The sequence below is a fragment of the Brachyspira pilosicoli genome (assembly GCF_008016535.1).
GTDB classification, from domain to species: domain Bacteria; phylum Spirochaetota; class Brachyspiria; order Brachyspirales; family Brachyspiraceae; genus Brachyspira; species Brachyspira pilosicoli_A.
Window position 1 is genome coordinate 1 of the sequence record NZ_SAXY01000053.1, and the last position, 22,281, is coordinate 22,281.

At 26.2% G+C, this 22,281-nt stretch carries 26 protein-coding genes and 2 pseudogenes; 13 read left to right on the top strand and 15 right to left on the bottom strand.

The features are described 5' to 3' along the window. From EPJ72_RS13055 to EPJ72_RS08610, 5 genes and pseudogenes are all read left to right on the top strand, one after another. Window positions 1-199: pseudogene (locus EPJ72_RS13055) on the top strand (hypothetical protein); the annotation flags it as partial. Between the two features lie 134 nt (window positions 200-333). Then, window positions 334-858, top strand: a complete 525-nt coding sequence (locus EPJ72_RS08595; RefSeq protein WP_147731764.1) for a hypothetical protein — start codon at window positions 334-336, stop codon at window positions 856-858. Window positions 859-863: 5 nt separating this feature from the next. Continuing rightward, complete coding sequence (locus EPJ72_RS08600; protein ID WP_147731765.1) at window positions 864-1,295, top strand: hypothetical protein; 432 nt, start codon at window positions 864-866, stop codon at window positions 1,293-1,295. A 288-nt stretch (window positions 1,296-1,583) separates the two neighbouring features. After that, entirely contained in the window at window positions 1,584-2,159 is a 576-nt protein-coding gene (locus tag EPJ72_RS08605) for a CarD family transcriptional regulator (RefSeq protein WP_147731766.1), read from the top strand. 87 nt (window positions 2,160-2,246) lie between these two features. Next, window positions 2,247-3,257 carry a PIN/TRAM domain-containing protein gene (locus tag EPJ72_RS08610; protein WP_147731767.1) on the top strand — a complete coding sequence of 337 codons (1,011 nt, stop codon included), beginning with the start codon at window positions 2,247-2,249 and terminating at the stop codon, window positions 3,255-3,257. A gap of 51 nt (window positions 3,258-3,308) precedes the next feature. On the opposite strand, the gene EPJ72_RS08615 is transcribed toward EPJ72_RS08610, so the two are convergent. From EPJ72_RS08615 to EPJ72_RS08625, 3 genes are all read right to left on the bottom strand, one after another. Beyond that, window positions 3,309-3,863 (bottom strand): TetR/AcrR family transcriptional regulator, encoded by a 555-nt coding sequence (locus EPJ72_RS08615; RefSeq protein WP_147731768.1) that lies wholly within the window; start codon window positions 3,861-3,863, stop codon window positions 3,309-3,311. Window positions 3,864-4,025: 162 nt separating this feature from the next. Further along, a complete protein-coding gene (locus tag EPJ72_RS08620) occupies window positions 4,026-5,030 on the bottom strand; it encodes an ankyrin repeat domain-containing protein (RefSeq protein WP_158636891.1) in 1,005 nt (334 codons plus the stop codon). A gap of 26 nt (window positions 5,031-5,056) precedes the next feature. Then, a complete protein-coding gene (locus EPJ72_RS08625) occupies window positions 5,057-5,680 on the bottom strand; it encodes a hypothetical protein (RefSeq protein ID WP_147731770.1) in 624 nt (207 codons plus the stop codon). A 421-nt stretch (window positions 5,681-6,101) separates the two neighbouring features. On the opposite strand from EPJ72_RS08625, the gene EPJ72_RS13475 reads away from it, so the two are divergent. The 5 genes from EPJ72_RS13475 to EPJ72_RS08650 all read left to right on the top strand — a co-directional run bounded on the left by EPJ72_RS13475 (window position 6,102) and on the right by EPJ72_RS08650 (window position 9,369). After that, window positions 6,102-7,013 (top strand): integrase core domain-containing protein, encoded by a 912-nt coding sequence (locus EPJ72_RS13475; protein ID WP_242004974.1) that lies wholly within the window; start codon window positions 6,102-6,104, stop codon window positions 7,011-7,013. Window positions 7,014-7,187: 174 nt separating this feature from the next. Continuing rightward, window positions 7,188-7,436, top strand: a complete 249-nt coding sequence (locus EPJ72_RS08635; RefSeq protein WP_158636892.1) for a hypothetical protein — start codon at window positions 7,188-7,190, stop codon at window positions 7,434-7,436. A gap of 4 nt (window positions 7,437-7,440) precedes the next feature. Continuing rightward, complete coding sequence (locus EPJ72_RS13780; protein WP_439897268.1) at window positions 7,441-7,659, top strand: class II fructose-bisphosphate aldolase; 219 nt, start codon at window positions 7,441-7,443, stop codon at window positions 7,657-7,659. Window positions 7,660-7,671: 12 nt separating this feature from the next. After that, the gene (alsK, locus tag EPJ72_RS08645; protein ID WP_147731772.1) at window positions 7,672-8,562 is read left to right on the top strand and encodes an allose kinase; all 891 of its coding nucleotides are present in this window, start codon (window positions 7,672-7,674) and stop codon (window positions 8,560-8,562) included. A 75-nt stretch (window positions 8,563-8,637) separates the two neighbouring features. Continuing rightward, window positions 8,638-9,369, top strand: a complete 732-nt coding sequence (locus EPJ72_RS08650) for a GntR family transcriptional regulator (protein ID WP_147731773.1) — start codon at window positions 8,638-8,640, stop codon at window positions 9,367-9,369. Between the two features lie 106 nt (window positions 9,370-9,475). On the opposite strand, the gene scpB is transcribed toward EPJ72_RS08650, so the two are convergent. Then, window positions 9,476-10,108: an SMC-Scp complex subunit ScpB gene (gene scpB / locus EPJ72_RS08655; RefSeq protein ID WP_147731774.1), complete on the bottom strand. Its 633-nt coding sequence runs from the start codon at window positions 10,106-10,108 to the stop codon at window positions 9,476-9,478. A 178-nt stretch (window positions 10,109-10,286) separates the two neighbouring features. On the opposite strand from scpB, the gene EPJ72_RS08660 reads away from it, so the two are divergent. After that, the gene (locus EPJ72_RS08660) at window positions 10,287-11,267 is read left to right on the top strand and encodes a DNA-methyltransferase (protein WP_147731775.1); all 981 of its coding nucleotides are present in this window, start codon (window positions 10,287-10,289) and stop codon (window positions 11,265-11,267) included. Here the strand turns inward: EPJ72_RS08660 and EPJ72_RS08665 are convergent. From EPJ72_RS08665 to EPJ72_RS08680, 4 genes are all read right to left on the bottom strand, one after another. Beyond that, the gene (locus EPJ72_RS08665; RefSeq protein WP_147731776.1) at window positions 11,256-11,978 is read right to left on the bottom strand and encodes a hypothetical protein; all 723 of its coding nucleotides are present in this window, start codon (window positions 11,976-11,978) and stop codon (window positions 11,256-11,258) included. The two genes, EPJ72_RS08660 and EPJ72_RS08665, sit on opposite strands and share 12 nt — an antisense overlap. Window positions 11,979-12,058: 80 nt before the next feature. Further along, entirely contained in the window at window positions 12,059-12,559 is a 501-nt protein-coding gene (locus EPJ72_RS08670; RefSeq protein WP_147731801.1) for an NUDIX hydrolase, read from the bottom strand. 17 nt (window positions 12,560-12,576) lie between these two features. After that, the gene (locus EPJ72_RS08675) at window positions 12,577-14,037 is read right to left on the bottom strand and encodes a B12-binding domain-containing radical SAM protein (protein ID WP_147731777.1); all 1,461 of its coding nucleotides are present in this window, start codon (window positions 14,035-14,037) and stop codon (window positions 12,577-12,579) included. 15 nt (window positions 14,038-14,052) lie between these two features. Beyond that, window positions 14,053-14,493, bottom strand: coding sequence for a YkgJ family cysteine cluster protein (locus EPJ72_RS08680; protein ID WP_147731778.1), 441 nt, complete (start codon window positions 14,491-14,493; stop codon window positions 14,053-14,055). Window positions 14,494-15,117: 624 nt separating this feature from the next. Between EPJ72_RS08680 and EPJ72_RS08685 the strand changes: the two genes are divergently transcribed. Beyond that, window positions 15,118-15,753 carry a hypothetical protein gene (locus EPJ72_RS08685; protein ID WP_147731779.1) on the top strand — a complete coding sequence of 212 codons (636 nt, stop codon included), beginning with the start codon at window positions 15,118-15,120 and terminating at the stop codon, window positions 15,751-15,753. 301 nt (window positions 15,754-16,054) lie between these two features. Here EPJ72_RS08685 and EPJ72_RS08690 read toward each other — a convergent pair whose 3' ends face one another. From EPJ72_RS08690 to mreD (EPJ72_RS08700), 3 genes are all read right to left on the bottom strand, one after another. Beyond that, window positions 16,055-16,495 carry a MarR family winged helix-turn-helix transcriptional regulator gene (locus tag EPJ72_RS08690; RefSeq protein WP_147731780.1) on the bottom strand — a complete coding sequence of 147 codons (441 nt, stop codon included), beginning with the start codon at window positions 16,493-16,495 and terminating at the stop codon, window positions 16,055-16,057. An 11-nt stretch (window positions 16,496-16,506) separates the two neighbouring features. After that, entirely contained in the window at window positions 16,507-17,895 is a 1,389-nt protein-coding gene (locus EPJ72_RS08695; RefSeq protein WP_147731781.1) for a sodium-dependent transporter, read from the bottom strand. A 143-nt stretch (window positions 17,896-18,038) separates the two neighbouring features. Beyond that, on the bottom strand, window positions 18,039-18,521 hold the full coding sequence (gene mreD / locus EPJ72_RS08700; RefSeq protein ID WP_147731782.1) for a rod shape-determining protein MreD: 483 nt from the start codon (window positions 18,519-18,521) through the stop codon (window positions 18,039-18,041). Between mreD (EPJ72_RS08700) and EPJ72_RS08705 the strand changes: the two are divergent. Continuing rightward, a pseudogene (locus EPJ72_RS08705) lies at window positions 18,512-18,712 on the top strand (PIN/TRAM domain-containing protein); the annotation flags it as partial. The gene mreD (EPJ72_RS08700) and the pseudogene EPJ72_RS08705 overlap by 10 nt on opposite strands. Before the next feature lie 21 nt (window positions 18,713-18,733). On the opposite strand, the gene EPJ72_RS08710 reads toward EPJ72_RS08705, so the two are convergent. From EPJ72_RS08710 to EPJ72_RS08725, 4 genes are all read right to left on the bottom strand, one after another. Then, complete coding sequence (locus tag EPJ72_RS08710) at window positions 18,734-19,651, bottom strand: hypothetical protein (protein ID WP_242004976.1); 918 nt, start codon at window positions 19,649-19,651, stop codon at window positions 18,734-18,736. A gap of 174 nt (window positions 19,652-19,825) precedes the next feature. After that, window positions 19,826-20,365, bottom strand: a complete 540-nt coding sequence (gene mreD / locus EPJ72_RS08715) for a rod shape-determining protein MreD (protein WP_147731784.1) — start codon at window positions 20,363-20,365, stop codon at window positions 19,826-19,828. Continuing rightward, window positions 20,362-21,240: a rod shape-determining protein MreC gene (gene mreC / locus EPJ72_RS08720; protein WP_439897269.1), complete on the bottom strand. Its 879-nt coding sequence runs from the start codon at window positions 21,238-21,240 to the stop codon at window positions 20,362-20,364. Before mreC ends, mreD (EPJ72_RS08715) begins: the two co-directional genes overlap by 4 nt. 12 nt (window positions 21,241-21,252) lie before the next feature. Beyond that, window positions 21,253-22,278 carry a rod shape-determining protein gene (locus EPJ72_RS08725; RefSeq protein WP_147731785.1) on the bottom strand — a complete coding sequence of 342 codons (1,026 nt, stop codon included), beginning with the start codon at window positions 22,276-22,278 and terminating at the stop codon, window positions 21,253-21,255. Window positions 22,279-22,281 lie beyond the last annotated feature (3 nt).

Genomic DNA, 22,281 nt, shown 5'->3' on the forward strand with positions numbered 1-22,281 from the left:
AGTACATGGCATAGACGAAAGAGAATTTTATTCACGATTAAATAAAAATATCACAGTAGAATTATTGAGAGAAAAATTAAAAGAATATACACATTTTTATAACAATCAAAGATTGATTTCTTCGTTATTGTATATTACAATCAAAGAAAGAATCAAAAATATTATAGCAAGTAAAAGTACAATATCTATGGCTCCATGACACATTCTATACTTGATTTAAGTATATTACAATAAAATAGAAAATATGAAATAATATTAATAAAATATTATTGATTTTTTAATAAAAATGTTATATCGTAATATTATATTTTATATAGTAAAAGAATATAGATTATGAAAAAAAATATTCCAATGATAATTATTAGCTCAGCAATTGTAGGTGCTGGTGCTTCTTATTTAATTTTTAAACAAATACAAAAATCTTACTTTTATATTAAAAGTTATGATAAAAAATTTGAGATGAAGTTCTCTAATAAATGGCATCTTTCAAAAGAGAAAAATGAACTTAATGAAAACTCAAATCTTGAATTAATTAATAATAAAGATTCACTTTGTCTTATAATGTTCTCAAAAAATAAAAACGAACTTAATAATATAACTTTAGAAGAATATAATCAAAATACGGTAAATGGTATAAGAGAAAATAATATAATATTAAGCAGCAAAAAAAATATTATAGCTAAAAAGAGTGTTTATACTACAGAATTTTATTCTAATTATAAAGATGTTAATGTGCATTACACTATATATGTACTTGAAACTAATAATTATTATCATCAGTTTATGGCAGCTTCTATGAACAGTAAAAATTACTATAATAAAATAAAAAATATATTATCTAGTTTAAAAGAAATATAATTATTATGAAAGGTAAATTAAAATATTTATTTGTATTATTGTTTTTATTTACTATTAGTTTATTTTCAGAGCAGCGTATATTTTTATCGTCAAATTTAACTGGCGATGATTTGAGAAAAGAAATTATTAAATGGGTGAAGAATAATTCTCTAAATGAACAAAATTATGAAATATTAGATAATGGTTTTATATATTTTTTTTATGTGTCTAATATAGATGATAAAAATAAATTTCTATGTTTTGATATTACTTTTAATTTGCAATATGATAAGTTTATAGTTGATTTCTCTAATCCTAAAACATTTGATAAAGAAAAAAATGAAATAAAAGACTTAAAATTTAGTACAATAAGTAAATTAACAAAAACCGGCTGGTTCAAATCCTACAATGAAGAGATAGATAAAATTGTAAAAGAGCTTGAAACTATAATAGGTTAATATTATAGTTTTATATTATAAAAACAATATTTAATTATCTTTTTATATAATAATATAAATAATTAAAATTCTATAAATATACTTTATTCTAATATAATATACTTTTAAATATTAAAATAAAGCTTATATATAATATAAATATATGAAACTATAGGTTTAAATATAGTTGATTTTTCCTTGATTTTTTGCTTTTTTAGTATATAATGGCTCTAGATATTTTTTAAATTAATAGAATAAATTACTAGAATAAATTACTAGAATAAACTAAAGGCTTATTTAAAAAGAATTATGTATAAAGTAAATAGTTATGTTGTTTACCCTATGTACGGAATATGCAAGGTTGTTGGCATATCTGATAATAAAGTTAATTCTTCTGTTGTGGAATGCTATATACTTGAATGTGAAGGTGAAAACATCACATTAAAAGTTCCTATTAATAGAGTTAAAGAATATCGTATACGTAAAATAATATCTAAAGCAGAAGCTGAAAATTTTTTAAACATGTTACAAACTAAACCTCATGATATAGAAAATAATTGGAAGATTCGATATCAAGAAAATGAAGAAAAATTAAGAAGCGGCGAAATTAAAGATACTATAGAAGTTGCAAGAAGTTTATTTACTAGAAATAAATTAAAAGAGCTTTCTGCAAGCGAAAAACGTTTATATGAAAAAGCATACATGTTTATAGTAAATGAAATTAGCATAGCATTAAAAAAAGATAAAGATCAAATTGAAGATATAGTATCAAATGCTCTAGAAAAATCAGCAAAAAAATTTAAAACTAAACCTGCTGAAAAAGAGCTTATTAAACCAACTAAAAATACTGCTAAGCCTGCCAAAAAAAAGAAAAAAGAAGAGTGAAATATTTATTAATTTATTCTATTTGTAACTAATAAAAAAATATAAAAAATAACTTGAGCTCTTTTTAGTTTTTAAGGAGAAACTGTTATGTGGAGAATAATTTATTTTGCTTGTTCTATTTTAGCACTTATATTTGATTATATTTATAATAAACTTTTTAATATAAATACTATTATATTTTTTGTTGTTAGTTCTATTCTTATGATATTGCTTGATTTATTTTTTATAAGAAAAAGGTCTTCAAAAACAACTTTGGTAATTTTCGTATCATTTTTTCTCACTATAATAACTGTAATACTTACTTTAAATGTTATAAATATTATAGGAATCAATTTATCGTTAAATAAAAAACTTATAATACTATTTATTGAAGGATATTTAACTTTTGCTATAATATCATCACTTATACCAAATATATCAAATATATTAAAACTAACAAAAACAGATAAAATAAAAACAGCTAAAATATTAGATACTTCTGTTATAGTAGATGGTAGAGTATATGACATAGCAGAGAAAAAATTTTTTGATGGGCTTTTAATACTTCCAGAGTTTGTAATAAAAGAGATACAATTTTTAAGTGATTCTAGAGATCAGCAAAAAAGAATAAGAGGAAGAAGGGCTTTAGAAATACTCAATAAAATGAAATCTTCAAAAAATATATTACTTTCTGTAACAGATGTAGATTTCCCAAACATCAAGGAAGTGGATTTAAAACTTATAGAGCTTGCCAAAAAAATGGATGCTAAAGTGATTACTAATGACTTTAACTTGATGAAGGTAGCTTCTATTCATGGTGTTGATATATTAAATATTAACGATTTAGCTAATTGTTTACAAGTTGTGGTGCTTCCGGGAGAAACTATAAAGATAGATTTAATAAGAGAAGGTAAAGATAAACAGGCATTAGGTTATTTAGAAGATGGTACTATGATAGTTGTAGATAATGCTAAACATTTAATAGGGAAAAGTGTGGATATAGAAATAGATAATGTGCTTCCTAAAGAGGCTGGAAGGGTGATATTTGCTTCTTTGGTGACTAAGCCTCAAAATAATCAGCAAAACAATAAGAAAAAACAAAACAGAGAGCATAAATAAAACTTTTACAATTAATAATATATTTTTATTAAACTTAAATATTTAAAATAATTATTTTAAACTTTTTTCTAATAACTTACATATATTATTAATTAGTATATCTTTATTTATATTCTTATCTTCTTTTATCCAATGATATATTATAGAAACAAGCCCGCCTGATATAAACTCTTGTATTACTATATTCTCCTCATCTTTTAACCATTCATTTAAGTATCCTAATAAAATCTTATGAAGAAGCGATATAAATAAAAGAGTATTGTTATAATTAACTAATGAAGTATTAAAATATTGTTTATTATTGTCAAAATAGTTTATTATTTTTTCTATTATTTTTCTGTAATTCTTTTTAAAATTATAAATTAAATTATCGTCCCTCAATTCTTTTATAATATCTTCTTTTATATCTTCTATGATGCTATTTAAAAGTTCTTCTTTATTATTGTAGTGGTCATAAAATGTAACCCTATTAATCATAGATTTTTCGCATATTTCTGTAACAGTGATATTATTAAAGGAATGTGTTTTAAAAAGTTCGAGTAAAGATTGTTTTAATAATTTTTGAGTTTTTATAATTCTCAAATCTTTTTTATTTTCTTCTGTCATATTTAGATTATACTGAAACAATTATATTTTGTCAAAATTTAGTTTTAATGTTTTTTGTTATTTGTGGGGACTAGCCCCCACACCCCCACTTCTTTTTGCGGCGGGAAAAAGTTGAATAAAATAAAAATATCCATAAAAATATAGTTGTTATGTATATTTTAATTAATAAGCACCAAAATTTTTAAGTATTCTTATAGTGTCTGTATATTTAAAAATTCGAGTATCCTTTTTATTAGTAGGCACATGCATCAAAGCCGTTTTACCTTCTCTATCTCTAGCATTAATTAAAGCACCATACTCAATAAGAGTTTTTACAGCTTCAGCTTTGCCTAGTTTACTAGCATGCATTAAAGCTGTTACTCCTTCATGATCTCTAGCATTAATTAAAGCACCATATTTAATAAGAGTTTCTACAACTTCAGCTTTGCCTCGTTCACTAGCAGACATTAAAGCTGTGCGGCCAAATTTATTAGTATAATTAACATCTGCACCTGCATCTATAAGCAATTTTAAAGTTTTAATATCGTCAGAAAAATAAGCAGCATAAGATAAAGGTGTAAAGAACTCAGTTTTTATATTAATTTTTATACCATTATCTATTAATAATTTTACTATTTCTGAATTACAGATAGTATCTCGAAGTAATGCATTTCCCACTCTATTTGTAATATTTACATCAGTACCTGCATCTATAAGCATTTTAGCTATATATGTATTTGTAGTATACATTAAAGCAGTATGCAAACTTCCATCTGCATTTGTGATTACTAAATCAGCACCTTTATCAATTAAAAGTTTAACTATTTCTTCATTTCCACCATTTTTACTAGCATACATTAAAGGAGTATAATTTTCGTAAAAATTTGCATTTTTGGCGTTAATATCTGCACCTGAATTTATTAGTTCTTTAGCCATTTCTGTATAGTTGCTTGAAATAGATACCATTAAAGGCGTTTCACCATATTCATTTGTAATATTAATATTGATATCTTTATTTTTTATATAATATAAAACTTTCTCAGTATTACCTTCATAAAGATAAGTAAAAAAATTTTCTTCATCTGAAGTTAATATTACACTTATTATTCCCAATATTATCATAAATAAGAAAAGTCCAACAAAATATAAAAGCAGTCTTTTAAATAGTAATTTAAGTTTTTCTTTCATCATTTACTCCTAAATTATTTATTTTTTTATTTATTAAAAGATTCATCTAAAACTTTTTTGAATTCTTTTAAAACTTTATCATTTTCATAAAAAGATTTTGGTAAATTTAATTTATTAATAAAAGAATATGCTTTTTGACTAAAATAAAGAGCAGTATTTCCTATTCCCTCTTTTAGTTCAGTATCATAATTTCCTTCGCTATAATGTCTAGCTAAAAGCAGAGTAGCAAAATAATAACAATAAATCTGATACTTAGCTTTTGTTAAATAATCAACTTCAGTATAATAGCATAGTTCAGCATAGTAAACTGCATCTTTAAAATTCCTCAAAAGTGCATGACTTTCCATTTTTGAATGTAATTCTTCTGTACTAGATGTTCTTAATGCTTGAGATATTTCATAACTATCTATATCTTTAAATAATGCATTCAAAGATAAAAAAATTACATCTTCTCTAAAAGCATTGTAATTTTCATCCCATTTTTTACTTGATTTTTCTACAGTATTGGCAGTCATAGATTTATCTGATGCATCCGTATTATCATCACTATCCAAAGCACTAAGTATTATTCCTGATATTATCATAATTAAAAAAAATCCACCAAAAAATAAAAGCAGTCTTTTAAATAGTAATTTAAGTTTTTCTTTCATCATTTACTCCTATATATTATCTAATGTTATAAAATTTTATATTTATTTAGATGATATCTAATCATAAAAAATATAATAGCCTCATAATATATCTTTATTAAAAATAAAGATTAAATCGAATAATGATTGATAATAAAATAATTTCTGCAATGACAATAAATTTATTTGCTTTTTATTATTATAAAAATTGTTATGAAAAGTATAAGAAATTAATGTGTTTTTAAGACTGTAGACTGTAGACTGTTTAGATAAAAGTTTAAATATAACATGTAATTCAGTATAATATATTTTTTTTATATGTCAACAAAAATATGAAAAAATAATGTTTAGGAGTATGAGATATTGGACATTTTTTAGTATAAAAAAAGCAGTATCCTTGTTATAATATTTTGAACATAAAACAAATAAAAAGGATGCTACTATGAAAAAAGATTATAGCACAGAATTTAAATTATTTATAGTGGATGAAGCATTAAAAACTAAAAATATTAAAAGATTTTTAAAGATGGAAAGAATAAATAAATCCACTTTTTATACTTGGCTTAAGAAATATAAAGACACTGGAACTGTCGCTAATTTTAGTACTAAGCCAAAAACTTCTCCAAATATCTTTAATAATCAAGAAGCTATTAATTTAATTATTAAACTCTATACTGAAGAGTATAGGGGAAAACATTATATTAAAGCATATTTAAATCGTAAAGGCATTAAGATAGGTGTTACAGCTATAGAGAATGTACTAAAAAGAAATAATCTTTGGAGATATAAAACAAAAAAGAAAAAGAAGCGATATGATAAACGTAAATTTGTCTCTAAAATACAAAAAGAAGGCAAAATAGTTCAAATAGACACTAAATATATCAAATTAGGCAGAAAAACAGTCTATCAGTTCACTGCTGTCGATTTAGCTACTCGCTATAGTTGGAGAGAAATCTATGAGGATAAAACACCTTATAGTGCTTTATCTTTCTTAAAATATGTCTTAAAAACTTCACCTTTTAAGATACAGGCTATACAAACGGACAATGGTATAGAATATACTTATCGCTGTATTAATACTCCTAAAATAAATATTTTTGATGAATACTGCTTAAAAAATAAATTAGAGAGGAGATATATTCCTGTAGCTACACCAAGATACAATGGCGTAGTAGAAAGAGTACACGGCATAGACGAAAGAGAATTTTATAATTTTTGTACTAAAGAATTAACCTTAAAGAAAGCAAATAAAAACATACAAAAATATAATCATTTTTTCAATTATAAACGAATACATTCTGCTTTAAATTATGATACACCTATGCTATACTTTTATAAATTAAGGAATTCCTAACTGCAATATGTTTGGCACCTGTGCAATTTTATACTTGATGTTTAGGAGTGTGAGATATTGGACATTTTTTAGTATAAAAAAAGCAGTATACTTGTTATAATATTTTGATATAGAAAATAAATAAAGGATACTACTATAAAAAGAGATTATAGCACAGAATTTAAATTATTTATAGTGGATGAAGCATTAAAAACTAAAAATATTAAAAGATTTCTAAAGATAGAAGAAATACCCAAATCTACTTTTTATGCTTGGCTTAAGAAATATAAAGACACTGGAACTGTCGCTAATTTTAGTACTAAGCCGAAAACTTCTCCAAACATCTTTAATAATCAAGAAGCTATTAATTTAATTATTGAACTTTATACTAAAGAATATCGAGGTAAGCATTATATTAAAGCATATTTAAATCGTAAAGGCTGAAGGTATACCAGAAGATGAAATAAAAAAAATTGCCAAAACTGCTATATGTAAAATTAACATAGCTTCTGATGGTTGGATTACTGCTTTAGCTTATACAAGAAAAATATTAGCAGAAAATCCTAAAGCTATAGACCCTAGAGTATATACATTACCTATTAGAAAAGAACTTCACAAACTATACTCACATAAGATAGAACTTTTAGGAAGTAAAAATAGAATATAAAGGTTTATAAAAATGAAAAATAAAGAATATTACATATCTATAGAAATAGGCGGCACAAATTTAAGATATTCTATTATAGATAATGAATTAAATATTATTTATTTTAACAAAATAAAAACAAAAGATTTTTCTGATGCATATGATAAAATTGAATACTTATCAAAAAATATAATAGATGATATTATGTCAAAATACAAAATAAAGGCTATTGCTTTTTCTCTAGCCTCTTTACTAGATAAGACAAGAAGAATAGCTCAGTCTTCTCCTATGATAAATAATTTTGAGAATGTAGAACTTGCAGACATTTTTGAAAAAAAATATAATATAGATGTGTTTCTTCAAAAAGATGTTAATTCTCTTTTATTGTATGATATTAACAAAAATCATTTAGATAAAAATGGGATAATAGTAGGTATATATTTAGGCACAGGACTTGGTAATGCAATTGCTGTAGATGGAAAAATACATTATGGATTTAGCGGAGGTTCAGCAGAACTTGGACATATACCTGCTTTAGGATGTTATAATAAATGTGATTGTGGAAAAACTGGATGCATAGAAACTTTAGTATCTGGCAGAAAATTAGAACAAATAGCAAATAATCATAATATAAAAGATATATCATCAATATTTAATTATTTTGATGATATTGAAGAATTAAAAGATTTTGTAAGATATTTTGCTATTGCAGTAGCAACTGAAATAAGCATTTTAGATCCAAATGCTGTTATTATAGGTGGTGGTGTTCCTGTTATGAAAAACTTCCCTTTGGATTTTTTTGAAAATGAAGTTAAAAATAATTTGAGAGCTCCAAATCCTAGAAATGATATAAATATTATATATTCTGATAACGATATTAATGCAGGAGTAATAGGAAGTATTATATCTGTTTTAGGATTATAAAATAATTATTGTAAAAATATTTAAAATTTTATATACTAAAAAAACTAATTAAATTTAATATAAAAAGAGATATTTATGGAAATAATAGACAATACAAGCAGAGTACAATTATACTATCAACTTTATGACATTCTTTTAAATAAAATAAAATCAGGTGATTACAAACCTAATGACTTATTTCCAACAGAGAATGAATTAATAGAAAAATATAAAGTGAGTAGAATTACTGTTAGAAAAGCTATGGATATGCTATCACAAGAAGGTTTAATATCTAAGAAAAGAGGTATTGGTACATTTGTAAAAGCACAGAAAATAGAAAATAACCTAGCATCTATAATTGATTTTAACGATAATATGAAAAATAAAGGATATAGTCATTCTACTAAAGTTATAACTAATAAAATTGTAGAATGCAATAATAATATATCAGAAGCTCTATCTATACCAAACAATACAAAACTTATAAATATAGAAAGACTTAGACTTATGCAAAATGAACCTATATGTTTAGAGTCAGCAAATCTTATATATGACAGATGCCCTGAAGTATTGAATAGAGATTTTAATAACGAATCTTTAAGAACTTTTATAAAAGATAATTATAAAATCATATGGAAACATGCTAAACAAAAAATAACAGCTATAAATACTGATAAAAGAATATCGAATATTTTAAATATAAAAAAAGGAGACCCTATTTTATATATAGAAAGGGTAAGTTATTGTACAGACAATATTCCTTTAGAGTATTTAGAAGCATATTATAGAGCTGATATGTATTACTTTACTGTTGATTTAGAATATTAAAATTAGGCTTTTATAATAATTAATAATAAAATATTACAATAAAAAAATAGTATAATTATAAAACTAAATACAAATTTTAGTTTTATAATTATATATATTTAAATAATTAATCGTTTCTGTTAAACTCTAAATCTTTTAATTCTCTTAATTTTGGTAAATCATCTAAACTGTTTATACCAAAATGCATTAAGAATTTATCTGTTGTTCCATAAGTTTGTCTTTTGTCAAGATAATCTTTTCTGCCTTTCCAAGCTATAAAACCATCTTCCATAAGCATTCTAAGATGATAAGAACTATCACTTTGTCTTATATCATCAATTTCTGCTTTTGTAAGAGGCTGCTTATATGCTATAATAGAAAGTGTTTGAAGCATAGCTTTTGATATTTTCTTTTTACGTTTTCTGTCATATATTGCAGATAAAGTACCAAATGTAGAAGGTATTATAGTCATCATCACACTATCACCTATTTCTAATATCTCTATTGCACTTCCTACGCTTTTGTATCTATTATTAATATTTTCTATATAATTTCTTATATCAGTATTTTCACATTTAAAAAGATTTCTTAATCTAGATATAGAAACCGTACCCTCTACATATATAACAGCTTCTAATACCCTCTCAAGTTCTTCCTTATTCTCTAATACATTTTCATCTATTGTAAAATTACTTTCTGCTTTTACCTCATTATTATTAGCTTCAATAGTATCTTGATTAGATAATTCCTCTAAACTCATTTAAGAAAATCCTTTTTCATTTTTGATTTGTCGCTATTATAACATATAAATTCTTTTTTTCAATCTAAAATAATTCTAAAAAATAATATGCTCTTATAGCATTAATATAAACTACTTGAAAAAGAATATCTTTATTGTATTATAATGTATAATAAATAATGTATAAGGACATCGTAAAATGTTAAATAATCTAGTAAACTCTCCTATTAAAGAAATTCAAAATAATAAAAATATTGATGTAATTTCTAATATAAAATCATATAATAATAATTATTATACAATATTTAATGAAGATTGCAGAAAAGCTATAAAAAAAATACCAAATAATTATATAGATTTTATAGTAACAGATCCACCTTACTTTATTGATGGAATGGATAATAATTGGAATGATAGTAAATTAAATAAAAGAACTAAATATTCTAAAATAATAGGCGGAATACCTGCTGGAATGAAATTTGATAGAAAACAAGGAGAGCAATTACAGCAATTTTTAGAACCTTTAGCTAATGAATTTTTTAGAATATTAAAGCCTGGTGGATTTTGTGTTATATTTTCACAAGGAAGACTTTATCACAGAATGGCTATGTCTTTAGATATTGTTGGTTTTGAAATTAGAGATTTAATGATTTGGAAGTATGAAGGTCAGGCAAAAGCTTTTTCACAAGATCATTTTATTAAAAGGGATAAAAATAAAACTTTAGAAGAAAAAGAAAAATTAATTAATGAACTTAAAGGATTTAAAACACCGCAATTAAAGCCACAATTAGAACCTATGGTTTTGGCTCAAAAACCTAGAGAAGGAACTTTTGTAGAAAATTGGGAAAAATATGGCGTTGGATTAATGAATACCAATGAAACTTTAGATGGAAAATTTCCAGGTACAGTAATGGAAGTTTCTAAAAAAGTTCGTAATAATGAGACGAATGAAAAATTAGAACATATGACTATAAAACCAGTGATTCTAATATCACATTTAATAAAATTATTCACTAAAAAAAATCAGATAGTTTTAGACCCATTTTTAGGAAGCGGTTCTCATGGTGTTGCAGCAATTATGAATAACCGCAATTTTATTGGTTTTGAAATAGAAGAAAAATATTTTAATATTGCTAAAAAAAGATTAGAAAAATTAGAAAAAGAACCATCATTTTTTTAATATATTTTTTAATATTTCAAATAATTTCTCTTTCATTTCTGTAGACGAAGATTCTATAAATTTACAAACAACCCTAAATCCATCTTCTGTATTGGCAACAGCACTAACTCTTCCTGTCTTATCATATATCCAACGATTTCTGTCAGCTCTATTACAAATTTGACATTGAGGTATTATATTGCCTTCTTCTAATGGTAATGCTGGATTCATATGACCTTTTTGTAGTTTTACTACTACTCCTTTTCTAAATAAATGTTCTTCACCTTCTTTTGAACCGCAAACTGCACAGCAATAATTATAATGTTTTTTTATTTCTTCCCAATCGCCAATAAATCCTTCTCTTCTATCTGAAGAAAAAGCTGTATATGGAGTCTTAAGATCAATTAGTTTATATGAACCAGCTGGTATATATTCTTTACTGTCTCCTCTAGTTCCTGATAATATGTTCCAGCCGCTTTGCATAGATAAATGTCTTGCTTGCTGCACATCATTTGTATCTGGATAAAATTGTTTAATAAATAATGTTAATTCTGATTTTGATATTATTTTTGTATTTGGATAATCTTTAGCGAGCCTAATTAAAACTAAAGCATCTTTTGTATAATTATTTTTAATTTTTAATTTTGGTAATTTTACACCTTTATCAGCCAAATATTTTTCATAATGATAAACTATCATATTCCAAATTTTTAATATTTCTTCATCATTCATAATATATTTTAATTCCTTTAAAACATAATATGAATTATATTCGGATTATTAATAAATATTTAAAGTGAATAAAAATATGCTTATATATGTCTTTTGTATAAATCATAAAAATATCTTAAAGACTCAATAATATCTCCATTCTCACACATCTCTCTATAAACTTTTTCATTAACAATTTTTGCCTCGCTAACCTCATTTTCTTGTAAAATTAAATCATTTATATTAACATCTCTTTTAAACAAGTAAGAATCAATTATAGTATTAGAAAAATCAAGAATAAACGAAGTAAGAAATATAGCTTCATCAATTTCAAAAGATAGTCCAATCTCTTCTTTTAACTCCCTAATAGCTCCCTCAACACTGCTCTCACCAGCAACTATAGAACCCTCAGTGCATTCCCACATATTAGGACATATCTTTTTACTGCTATGCCTCTTAGTTAATATCACCTCATCATTACTATTAACCACCCAAGCATGTATCACTATATGATAATCATTTTTATCTAAAGGCATACCTCTTTCATGCAGTTTATTCTTTTTATTCTTATTTATATCATATACGTCCCAAATCTCAGCCATAATATTTTTTATTATTATCACTCCCTATTGATATACGATGATATTATATTTCTAAAAGAGTTTATATGATGCTTAATATCATATATATCTCTAATACTTAATATTTTATGCAAAACATACATAGGATTAAAAGATAAATTATAAAAATATTCCACATACTGAAAAATATCATCAACTTCCAATTTCAGCACACTGCTACGCATATCATATTCAAACCAATTATCTGTTTTAATATAATTATTCTCCTTGCAATAATTAAAAATATTAGTACCGGGATATGGAACAAAGATTGAAGTATTCATTTTATTTATATAGCCATTAATCATTAAATATTTTATTACATCAAAAGTAGATATAATATCTTCTTCGCTCTCCCAAGGATAGCCAATCTTAACCATCATATCTATAAATAATCCAGCCTTCCTTGCCATTTTTATAGATTCAATAACAGAATCTATATTTATATGCGAAGGAAAAAGTTTTTCTAATGTTTTAGTATTAGCAGAAGGAAAAGTTACAATTAATGTTTTAACCCCAGCCCTTTTCATCATTTTATAATAATGATAATCCAAATCAGTAAAATATATATGACAATCAATATAAACTTTTTTATTTAATTTTCTCTCTATCATAGTTTGACAAAACAATGAAAGCCACTCTCCTGTAGGAAAAGAAACCGTAACATCAACAAACTCTCTTATACCGTATCTTTTATATAAATATTCTATCTCATCAACAACATTAATAGGATTTCTTAATCTAACATTATTAAATAATATATTGGAAGATGCACAATTATAATTTCCAAAAACAGCCCCCCTTCCAGACATAATAAATGTAGCTGGAGTTTTTTTATAATATTCATTTTCTTTAGAATATAATTTCCAGTTAGTGAGATTTCTATCTATAAATGGAAGCCTATCTAAAGGATAATCAAGTTTACATTTACCAGTATTTCTAATATTTCCTTGAGAAGTTCTATAATATATACCCTCTTTTAATTTTTCACCGTTATTAATATGATTTACAATGCTTAAAAGTAATATATCATAATCTCCGCCTGCAATAACAAAATCTACTTCAGACTTATCAAAACTCTCTTCAGGCAATGCTGTAACATGGTCGCCTGCTAAAACTATATAAACATTTTTATATTTATCTTTAATAGCATTAATAGTATCCCAAGTATAATTTATTGTGGCAGTAGTAGCTTCAAAAAATATTAATTGCGGATTTATTTTGTCTATTTGTATAAGCCAATCTATTATATCCATCTTTCTTGCAATAGTGTCTATAAAAAAAACATCATAGCCATTATTTTTTAATAAAGTGGCAGCATAAGCTAAAAGCATTGGGTAATTAGCACTAAAATTTCTTACCCATTGAAATTGCCTATTTAAAGACATTAATGGAAAACCTTTATTATATTCAAAAGGAGGATATGTTATACATACTCTGTCAATTTTTTCTTTTTTCATTGCTTATATATTTTTTTATTTTACTTTTTTGGATATTTTTTTAGGAGATTTAGAAGATTTCTTTTTAATTATTTTTTTCTCATAAACATATTTTTCTAATTCATACTGATCATCAAATATTACATCATACCACTCTTCATATCTCTCACATTTAGGCGGGCTGTGTTTAGTGCATATATCATGCCTATTCTCATAATTTGTACATAAATAAGTTTTTTTATCTAAATACCTGCACTCGCTTCTTATCATATGATACCAAGTATCCTGATATATAAATATAAATGAATGCTTAAAATAAAGATACCATTTCAAAGTTTTTAATTCTTCTTCATTTTTAGGCTTAGATATTTCCATCACCAAATCATGACAGCATAAAGAATTACAATCAGCACATAATTTATCTGTAACTTTCTCTTTTCTATCTTTAAAAATTTTATCAGAAGGTATTACTTTCATTTTGATATATCGCCCTATAAAAAAATACTCGTTCAATTATACTAAAGTGATTAGGTTTTGTCAATTTGATATTTTTGTTATTATAGCGGATTGTACAACCGCTCCACTTCTTTTGGCGACCGAAGGAAGTGCCTGTGGGTATGACCCAAAGAAGCAAAATAACTGCAATTTTTTAGCTTGAAATGTTTGTATTATCTTATAGTTTATAAATATCCAAAACGTACAAAGCTAAAACACTTGCACTTTTTGGTTCTTTGACGAAGTCCGCAGAGCGTAAGCTGCGGGAAAAAGTTGATAGAAAATTATTATTTTAAATACTAAAAATTTTTAAGTTTTGTATTTTAGTTATTTGCAGGGCTTTGCCCCGCACCCCAGTTCTTTTATTGGTATAAAAGAACCAAAAGAACTGTATTTTTTTAGCTTGAAATGTTTGTATTATTTTATAGTTTATACATATTCCTAAGATATTAGCTATAGTATTTATACTTTTTTGCGGCGGGAAAAAGTTGATAGAAAATTATTATTTCAATATATACTAAAAATTTTTAACTCTTTCAAACTTATTGATGTTTTTATAAAAAAATATATAATACATTCTATACGAAATATATTAGGAGAACTAAAATGAAATTAAAAATATTTATAATTTCTTTTATATTTATTTTTTCAAATACGCTTTTTCCTGCTTTTGAATTAGGTTTTGCTGGAAAATTTGGATTTGCCGACAGTTTTACTGATTTAACAGGCGGGGTTTTTGAGCCAAGAATAGATTTAAATTTACAATTAGGTTATAACTTTCCTATAAATAAATCTTCTTTTAGGAGTATGAGTTTATTATTTGATACGGGAATAGATGCTCGAATGATATCTTTAAAAAATGATAATTATAAAATAAATCAATTAGAGGCAGGCGGAATAACAACTGGTTTGGCATTAAAATTTATATTTACTCCTGTTTTAAATTCAAAAATAGATTTAGTTTTCGGTTTATCTTCAGGTGTTAAATTTATACCTATAATAGATGATTTAAATATAAAACCAAATAAAGTTCCGATATCTCCATACGTTAATTTATTTTTAGAAAATAGAATTTATAATGTTAATGAAACTTTGGCTATTGTATATGGTGTTAATATTTTTTATGAATATATGATATTTGATAAAAGCGATATAAATAACTTATTTGGAGGCTATAATATAAATCAGCATCATTCAATAGGAACTATGCTTTCTATAGGTATTCATTTTGGAAAGCGTTAAAGTTTATAATAATTAGTATAGAATACGGGGCTTATGATGAATGAATATATTTATCATAAGCCTTATTTTTTATTAATTCATACTAAAGATTTTCAAGTTTATAAAAATTTAGTTTTTATATTTTTATTTGTGGTGGCGTTGCCCCCTGCGAAGCGTGCCCGTAGGGTACACACCCCCAGTTCTTTTATTGGTATAAAAGAACCAAAAGAACTGCATTTTTTTAGCTTAAAATGTTGGTATTATTTTATAGTTTATACATATTCCAAACATATAAAGCTATAGTACTTGCTTATATTAAAAATCAATCTTTAGAATAATTCTCCATAAACTTAATCAGCTCTTTTAAACAATTTGTATACTTCACTATATCCTCATCTTTTAATGAAGCAAGCATATCTGTATCAAGCTTTTCAAGTTTTTCTAATATAGGCTCGGCAAACTTAATACCCTTCTTAGTGAGACTAATAATTTTGTTTCTTTTATCTTTAGCATTAATTTTTCTTGTAATATATCCTTTTTTCTCAAGCCCATTAAGAAGAGAGCAGCTTGTTTGCTTTGGTATGCACAATTTCTCTGTAACCATATTCTGAGGGCATTCTTTATTATAATAAATTAGCCCTAATGTAAACAAAGTTAAATCTGTTATTCCGTACTGTTTTGCCCATATATGATAAAATCTATTAGTTTCATACCAATGGTCGTATATAATGTCTATATGCTTCTTTAACTCTTCTTCTTTCATTTAATAGCCTATTATTTTAGAAAAAACTTATTAATATAGTCAACAACAAAAATTGTGAGCACTATAAGAGGAAGTATATAACTAACATAAAATCTAGACCATTTAGGGAATTTCAAACCCTTACCAGTATCAGCTTCTTTAAGAAAATTATTCCAACCCCAACCAAGCTCTCTAGTACAGAATATTAATATAATTATACCGCCCAAAGGAAGGAAGTTATTAGAAACCAAAAAGTCTAAACCGTCTATTATGCTAGTTCCTTCACCTAAAGGTTTAATAAATGATAATACATTAGAACCCAAAGCACCCGGTAAACTCAATATAAATATAGATATAGAAACAACTATTGTAGTTTTTTTGCGATTCCATTTAGTTTCAGACATAGTGAAAGCTATAATATTTTCAAATACAGCAATAATAGTAGTTAAAGCAGCAATAGATAAGAACAAGAAGAATAATGCTCCCCATAATCTGCCCAAAACCATAGAATTAAATATATTAGGCAAAGTAAGAAATACTAAACCAGCACCTTGACCTGGATTTACACCAAAAGAGAAAGTTGTAGGGAATATTACAAGACCAGATAATAATGCTATTAAAGTATCTAATATAACAACCATTATAGATTCGCCTGTTAATGAATAATTTTTATCTATATAGCTTCCAAATATAGTCATAGCACCAATACCTAAACTTAAAGTAAAGAAAGCCTGACCTATAGCAGCATAAGCTACTTTAGAAAAGCCAGCAATTCCGTCACCAAACATATTTGCAAAATTTGGAAGCAAGTAGAATTTAAGTCCCTCTTTAGCATTAGGCAAAGTAACAGCTCTCACTATAAGAATAAGAAGTACAAAGAAAAGTAAAGTCATCATAATCTTACTTATCTTCTCAACGCCATTTTCAAGCCCCTTAAAACAAACTATACTAGCAATGATAACAGCAACAAACATCCAAAATATTAATGTTTTAGGAGAAGCAAGCATATTACCAAAAAATGCCTGAACCTGCTCAGGAGTTAATCCTTCCATATAACCCATAGCCATAGAATAACAGAAATATAAACACCAGCCAGCTATAGTAGTATAAAACATTAAAAGTAAAACACAGCCAAAAATCTGCACATAACCAATTATATGCCATTTATGACCTTTTTTTTCCAAGTTTCTGTAAGAACCAGCCAAATCTCTTCCGCCAGCTCGTCCAACAGTAAACTCCATTATAAGTATTGGAAGACCTAATATAACTAATGATATTAAATATAAAACAACAAAAGCAGCTCCGCCGTATTGACCTGTAATATATGGAAATCTCCACACATTACCCAACCCTATAGCACAACCTGCTGATACTAATAAAAATCCTAATCTGCTTGAAAGCTTTTCTCTCTTCTCATTCATAAATAATCACCTATACACTATTTCTTATATTTCTATTTATAATAATAACAAATATAAAAATTGTCAAGAATAAATTTATTTAATATTGTTTTTAAGAATTATTTGAAGTAATAAAAATATTTCGTTTAATAGTTTTAAAAAATTTAGTCTATATATTCTTTAGTGCTGTCATCTACATGTATTTTATTTTTGTCATAGATTATAGGAGCAATCTTTTCAAATAGTATAAATAGCGGTGAAGAAAGTATCACTGTGAGAGGAAGTCCAACAAACAACTCTGAACGCATAAGCACAGCAACACTTGATAAATCTGAATATATAGCCATTACAAAAAATAAAGCAATAATCTTTATTAAATATCCAACTAAAGTAACAAATATACCAGCAACAATCTGCTTAATAAATATTCTGCTGTTAAAGAAACCAACAACCAAACCAATATTAAGAAATATTATAGCATAAGAACCAAATGTAGAGTTAGAAACAATGTCTTGCATAATTCCTATTAAAAAGCCATATATAATTCCCTCAAAAGAACCATATCTAAATGATAAAAATACTAAAAATATAAGAAGCAAATCAGGCTTAGCACCCAATGTTATTCTAATCAAATCATAAGCAGGCATTAGGTTACTTATAAGACGACACTATGATAGTTGTAGATAATGCTAAACATTTAATAGGCAAAACTGTTGATATAGAAATAGATAACGTATTTCCTAAAGAGGCAGGCAGGGTAATATTTGCTTCTTTGGTGAGTAAACAAAATAATAATCAGCAAAATAATAAGAAAAAACAAAACCGAGAATATAAATAAAAATTAAATTTATAAAATAAATTATAGAAATATACTTACTTCCATTCCTATTTTGTTTTCCATTTTTTTATAGGAATATAATTGTCTTGATCTCAAATACTCATATTTAAATGCAAAAATTATTCTATAAATTTCAAACCCAACACCAACAGATATATGAGGATAAAATTTACTATAACTATCAATTATTGTATAACCATCTCCTTTCTTTTTTCTGCTTACTGTATTTATTTCATCATAATTTGCCGCCACATATATGCCTGTTATAAAACTTATTTCACCCCATATAGGAAGTCTAAAATCCGTACCAAAATACACATTAAAAAGATTAACAAAATTTGATTTTTTAAATCCTGTAATAGCAAAAGCAGTTCCTCCATAAAATGTAAACCAACCCCAATTATAATGTGCAGAAAAATGCATCTGTTCAAACCCAACATCTCTAAACTCTTCATTATTTTTATCATAAAGTTCACTATCACCCAATATATCTCCGCTTATATGAGAACAAGTATGCCTTAATGGAGTAAATCTAATCCTCAATTTATTTTTATAAATATAATCAAAATATGCCTCAACTTGCATATGAGTTGCGTACATTAAACTAATACCATAATATCTATCATAACCTGTAGGATAAGCTGATAAAAAGAATTGAGTTAAATAACCAATTCCTATTCTAAATCTATGATCATTATGGTACTCAAATGCTATAGGAGCTGCTTCTGTAGCAAGTGTAGGCTGATGAAATATTAGTACAGAATCAAAATCATAATTCCCTTTATCATACATTTCTTTTATATTTAAAATATCTCCAAACCAATACTTACTATTATATACATTAGGATCAAGCCAACCATATAGATATTTATCAGTTTCAAATTCTCTAAATGGATTATATTGCCATTTTACTTTTTTCTCTTCTCTATATTCAATCATTTTATTTTCTAATGAATCATTATTTTCTAAATACTGGCTATATAATTCTACGTTATATATATATATATATATATATTATAAATAAAAATACTATAATTTTATTCATAAAAATCTCCAAGTATATAATTTTTCACTATATATGAAATTATAATATTAAATAAAATTTAAAATATCTCAATCTATATATCCTTTAGTGCTATCATCTACATGTATTTTGTTTTTATCATACACTATAGGAGCAATCTTTTCAAATAGTATAAATAATGGTGAAGAAACTATTACAGTGAGAGGAAGTCCTACAAACAACTCTGAACGCATGAGTACAGCAACACTTGATAAATCTGCATATATTGCCATTACAAAAAATAAAGCAATAATCTTTATTAAATACCCAACTAAAGTAACAAATATTCCAGCTGCAATTTGTTTAATAAATATTCTGCTGTTAAAGAAACCAACAACCAAACCAATATTAAGAAATATTATAGCATAAGAACCAAATGTAGAGTTAGAAACAATATCCTGCATAATTCCTATTAAAAAGCCATATATAATTCCCTCAAAAGAACCATATCTAAATGATAAAAATACTAAAAATATAAGAAGCAAATCAGGCTTAGCACCCAATGTTATTCTAATCAAATCATAAGCAGGAGAAGATTGTATTATTAAAAGTAATAGTGAACTTATTATAACGGTTATTGCTCTTTTCATCTATTTGTAACTTCACCCTCTTCATATTCTTCATTAGCAAGCATAATAATTTCTCTGTCTGGAATCTTTTTTATCACATATACATTCTCTAAAGTTGAAAAATCAACTATAGGCTCAATGTATAAATCGTGAAAGAGTCCGTAATTTTTCTTCTCAACTTTAAATACACTTCCAACTAATATTCCACTAGGAAAAACTCCGCCCATTCCGCTAGTATAAACTTTTTCTCCCTCTTCAACATCAATCTGCAAATCAATATATTGTAAATGTGTTTGAGTAGAACGAGGATTCTGACCGCTCATAATACCAGTAGCCTTAGAACTCTCAAGCATAACAGATATCTGCGACCTTTCATCTATAAGAGATAAAACTCTGCTATTGTATTTTCTCACTTCTACAACCTTACCAACAAGCCCCTTGTATCCGCTTTTATATGATATTACAGGCATGCCCACAACAATACCATGAGCCCTTCCTTTGTTAATCACTATAGTATTGTAGAAGTTTTGAGGGTCTTTTGAAACTATCTCAGCATATTCTAATGGGTATTCATCGGTTGGAGCTTCATTTAATAATGCTCTTAACCTTGAGTTCTCCTGACGAAGCTGTTCATATTCTAAAGCTGTGCCGTTTAATTCTGCTATTCTATCTCTAAGCACTTGAAGCTGACTTTGTAATGTAAATATATCTGTAATGCTTGTATAAAGATAAACAAAAGCCTTTGATATATTCTGCGTAGCATTCTGTACAGGATAAACACCGAGTGCATATATAGAACGCAAATCAAAAACAAAATTACTCCTATTAAGCACCATAAATATTGACGCTACAAGACTTAACGTAATATAAAGTATAAGTAATTTGTGTTTTAATATATTATTCACTTTTTAAGAAAATCTTCTATAGTTTTTTAAATTTCTAGTTTCTTCTATAAACTTACCGCATCCAATAGCCACACAAGTAAGAGGACTCTCTGCAAGTATAACAGGAACACCTGTCTCTATGGATATTAAATCTGTAAAACCCGGAAGCAAAGAAGTACCGCCGCTCATAACAATACCTCTCTCAACAATATCAGCAGCTATCTCTGGAGGGGTCTGATTAAGTACATATTTTACAGCTTCCAATATCTCAAGTAATATATCGGATATAGCATCTTTTACTTCAGCACTGTTTATAGTTAAAGTTTTAGGAAGACCAGATACGGAATCGCGTCCTCTTATGTCCATAGTCTTAGATATATCACCCTTATAAGCATGCCCAATATTAATCTTAATCTCTTCAGCAGTTTTTTCACCAATATATAAGTTGTGAGTTCTTTGCATATATTTTATTATAGCATCATCAAGCTCATCGCCTCCCACACGTATAGAAGCACTGCGAACCATACTTCCAAGTGAAAGTACAGCAACCTCAGTAGTACCTCCCCCTATCTCTATAATCATATTTCCATGAGGCTCATTAATAGGCATATCCGCCCCAATTGCAGCAGCCCTCGCTTGCTCTATCAAAAATATAGTTCTAGCCCCCGCCTGCTCACAGCTCTCACGTACAGCACGTCTCTCAACTTCTGTAATACCTGTAGGAATACCTATAGCAATTCTAGGCTTTACTAAAGTCTTTTTATTATGAACTTTATTAATAAAATATCTTATCATCTTTTCAACAGTTTCAAAATCTGCAATAACTCCGTCTCTCATAGGTCTTATAGCAGCTATAGAATTCGGTACCTTACCCAACATTCTTTTAGCCTCATTACCAACAGCTATAACATTACCCGTACTTTTCTCTATAGCAACCACAGAAGGTTCTGCCAAAACAATCCCCTCTCCCTTAACATAAACTAAAGTGTTTGCAGTACCTAAATCTATTCCCATATCACTTGAGAACATATTATACAACCAATTAAACATATA

Excerpts from the sequence above, each read along its gene's own strand:
- EPJ72_RS08680 (WP_147731778.1), bottom strand. The coding sequence starts at position 14,493 with ATGAAAGTAATACCTTCTGATAAAATTTTTAAAGATAGAAAAGAGAAA.
- EPJ72_RS08605 (WP_147731766.1), top strand. The coding sequence starts at position 1,584 with ATGTATAAAGTAAATAGTTATGTTGTTTACCCTATGTACGGAATATGC.
- mreD (WP_147731782.1), bottom strand. The coding sequence starts at position 18,521 with ATGCCTGCTTATGATTTGATTAGAATAACATTGGGTGCTAAGCCTGAT.
- EPJ72_RS08665 (WP_147731776.1), bottom strand. The coding sequence starts at position 11,978 with ATGAATGATGAAGAAATATTAAAAATTTGGAATATGATAGTTTATCAT.
- EPJ72_RS08710 (WP_242004976.1), bottom strand. The coding sequence starts at position 19,651 with ATGATTGAATATAGAGAAGAGAAAAAAGTAAAATGGCAATATAATCCA.
- EPJ72_RS08670 (WP_147731801.1), bottom strand. The coding sequence starts at position 12,559 with ATGGCTGAGATTTGGGACGTATATGATATAAATAAGAATAAAAAGAAT.
- EPJ72_RS08625 (WP_147731770.1), bottom strand. The coding sequence starts at position 5,680 with ATGAAAGAAAAACTTAAATTACTATTTAAAAGACTGCTTTTATTTTTT.
- mreD (WP_147731784.1), bottom strand. The coding sequence starts at position 20,365 with ATGAAAAGAGCAATAACCGTTATAATAAGTTCACTATTACTTTTAATA.
- EPJ72_RS08600 (WP_147731765.1), top strand. The coding sequence starts at position 864 with ATGAAAGGTAAATTAAAATATTTATTTGTATTATTGTTTTTATTTACT.
- scpB (WP_147731774.1), bottom strand. The coding sequence starts at position 10,108 with ATGAGTTTAGAGGAATTATCTAATCAAGATACTATTGAAGCTAATAAT.
- alsK (WP_147731772.1), top strand. The coding sequence starts at position 7,672 with ATGAAAAATAAAGAATATTACATATCTATAGAAATAGGCGGCACAAAT.
- EPJ72_RS08620 (WP_158636891.1), bottom strand. The coding sequence starts at position 5,030 with ATGAAAGAAAAACTTAAATTACTATTTAAAAGACTGCTTTTATATTTT.
- EPJ72_RS13475 (WP_242004974.1), top strand. The coding sequence starts at position 6,102 with ATGAAAAAAGATTATAGCACAGAATTTAAATTATTTATAGTGGATGAA.
- EPJ72_RS08695 (WP_147731781.1), bottom strand. The coding sequence starts at position 17,895 with ATGAATGAGAAGAGAGAAAAGCTTTCAAGCAGATTAGGATTTTTATTA.
- EPJ72_RS08725 (WP_147731785.1), bottom strand. The coding sequence starts at position 22,278 with ATGTTTAATTGGTTGTATAATATGTTCTCAAGTGATATGGGAATAGAT.
- EPJ72_RS08595 (WP_147731764.1), top strand. The coding sequence starts at position 334 with ATGAAAAAAAATATTCCAATGATAATTATTAGCTCAGCAATTGTAGGT.
- EPJ72_RS08660 (WP_147731775.1), top strand. The coding sequence starts at position 10,287 with ATGTTAAATAATCTAGTAAACTCTCCTATTAAAGAAATTCAAAATAAT.
- EPJ72_RS08675 (WP_147731777.1), bottom strand. The coding sequence starts at position 14,037 with ATGAAAAAAGAAAAAATTGACAGAGTATGTATAACATATCCTCCTTTT.
- EPJ72_RS08690 (WP_147731780.1), bottom strand. The coding sequence starts at position 16,495 with ATGAAAGAAGAAGAGTTAAAGAAGCATATAGACATTATATACGACCAT.
- EPJ72_RS08685 (WP_147731779.1), top strand. The coding sequence starts at position 15,118 with ATGAAATTAAAAATATTTATAATTTCTTTTATATTTATTTTTTCAAAT.
- EPJ72_RS08610 (WP_147731767.1), top strand. The coding sequence starts at position 2,247 with ATGTGGAGAATAATTTATTTTGCTTGTTCTATTTTAGCACTTATATTT.
- EPJ72_RS08650 (WP_147731773.1), top strand. The coding sequence starts at position 8,638 with ATGGAAATAATAGACAATACAAGCAGAGTACAATTATACTATCAACTT.
- EPJ72_RS08615 (WP_147731768.1), bottom strand. The coding sequence starts at position 3,863 with ATGACAGAAGAAAATAAAAAAGATTTGAGAATTATAAAAACTCAAAAA.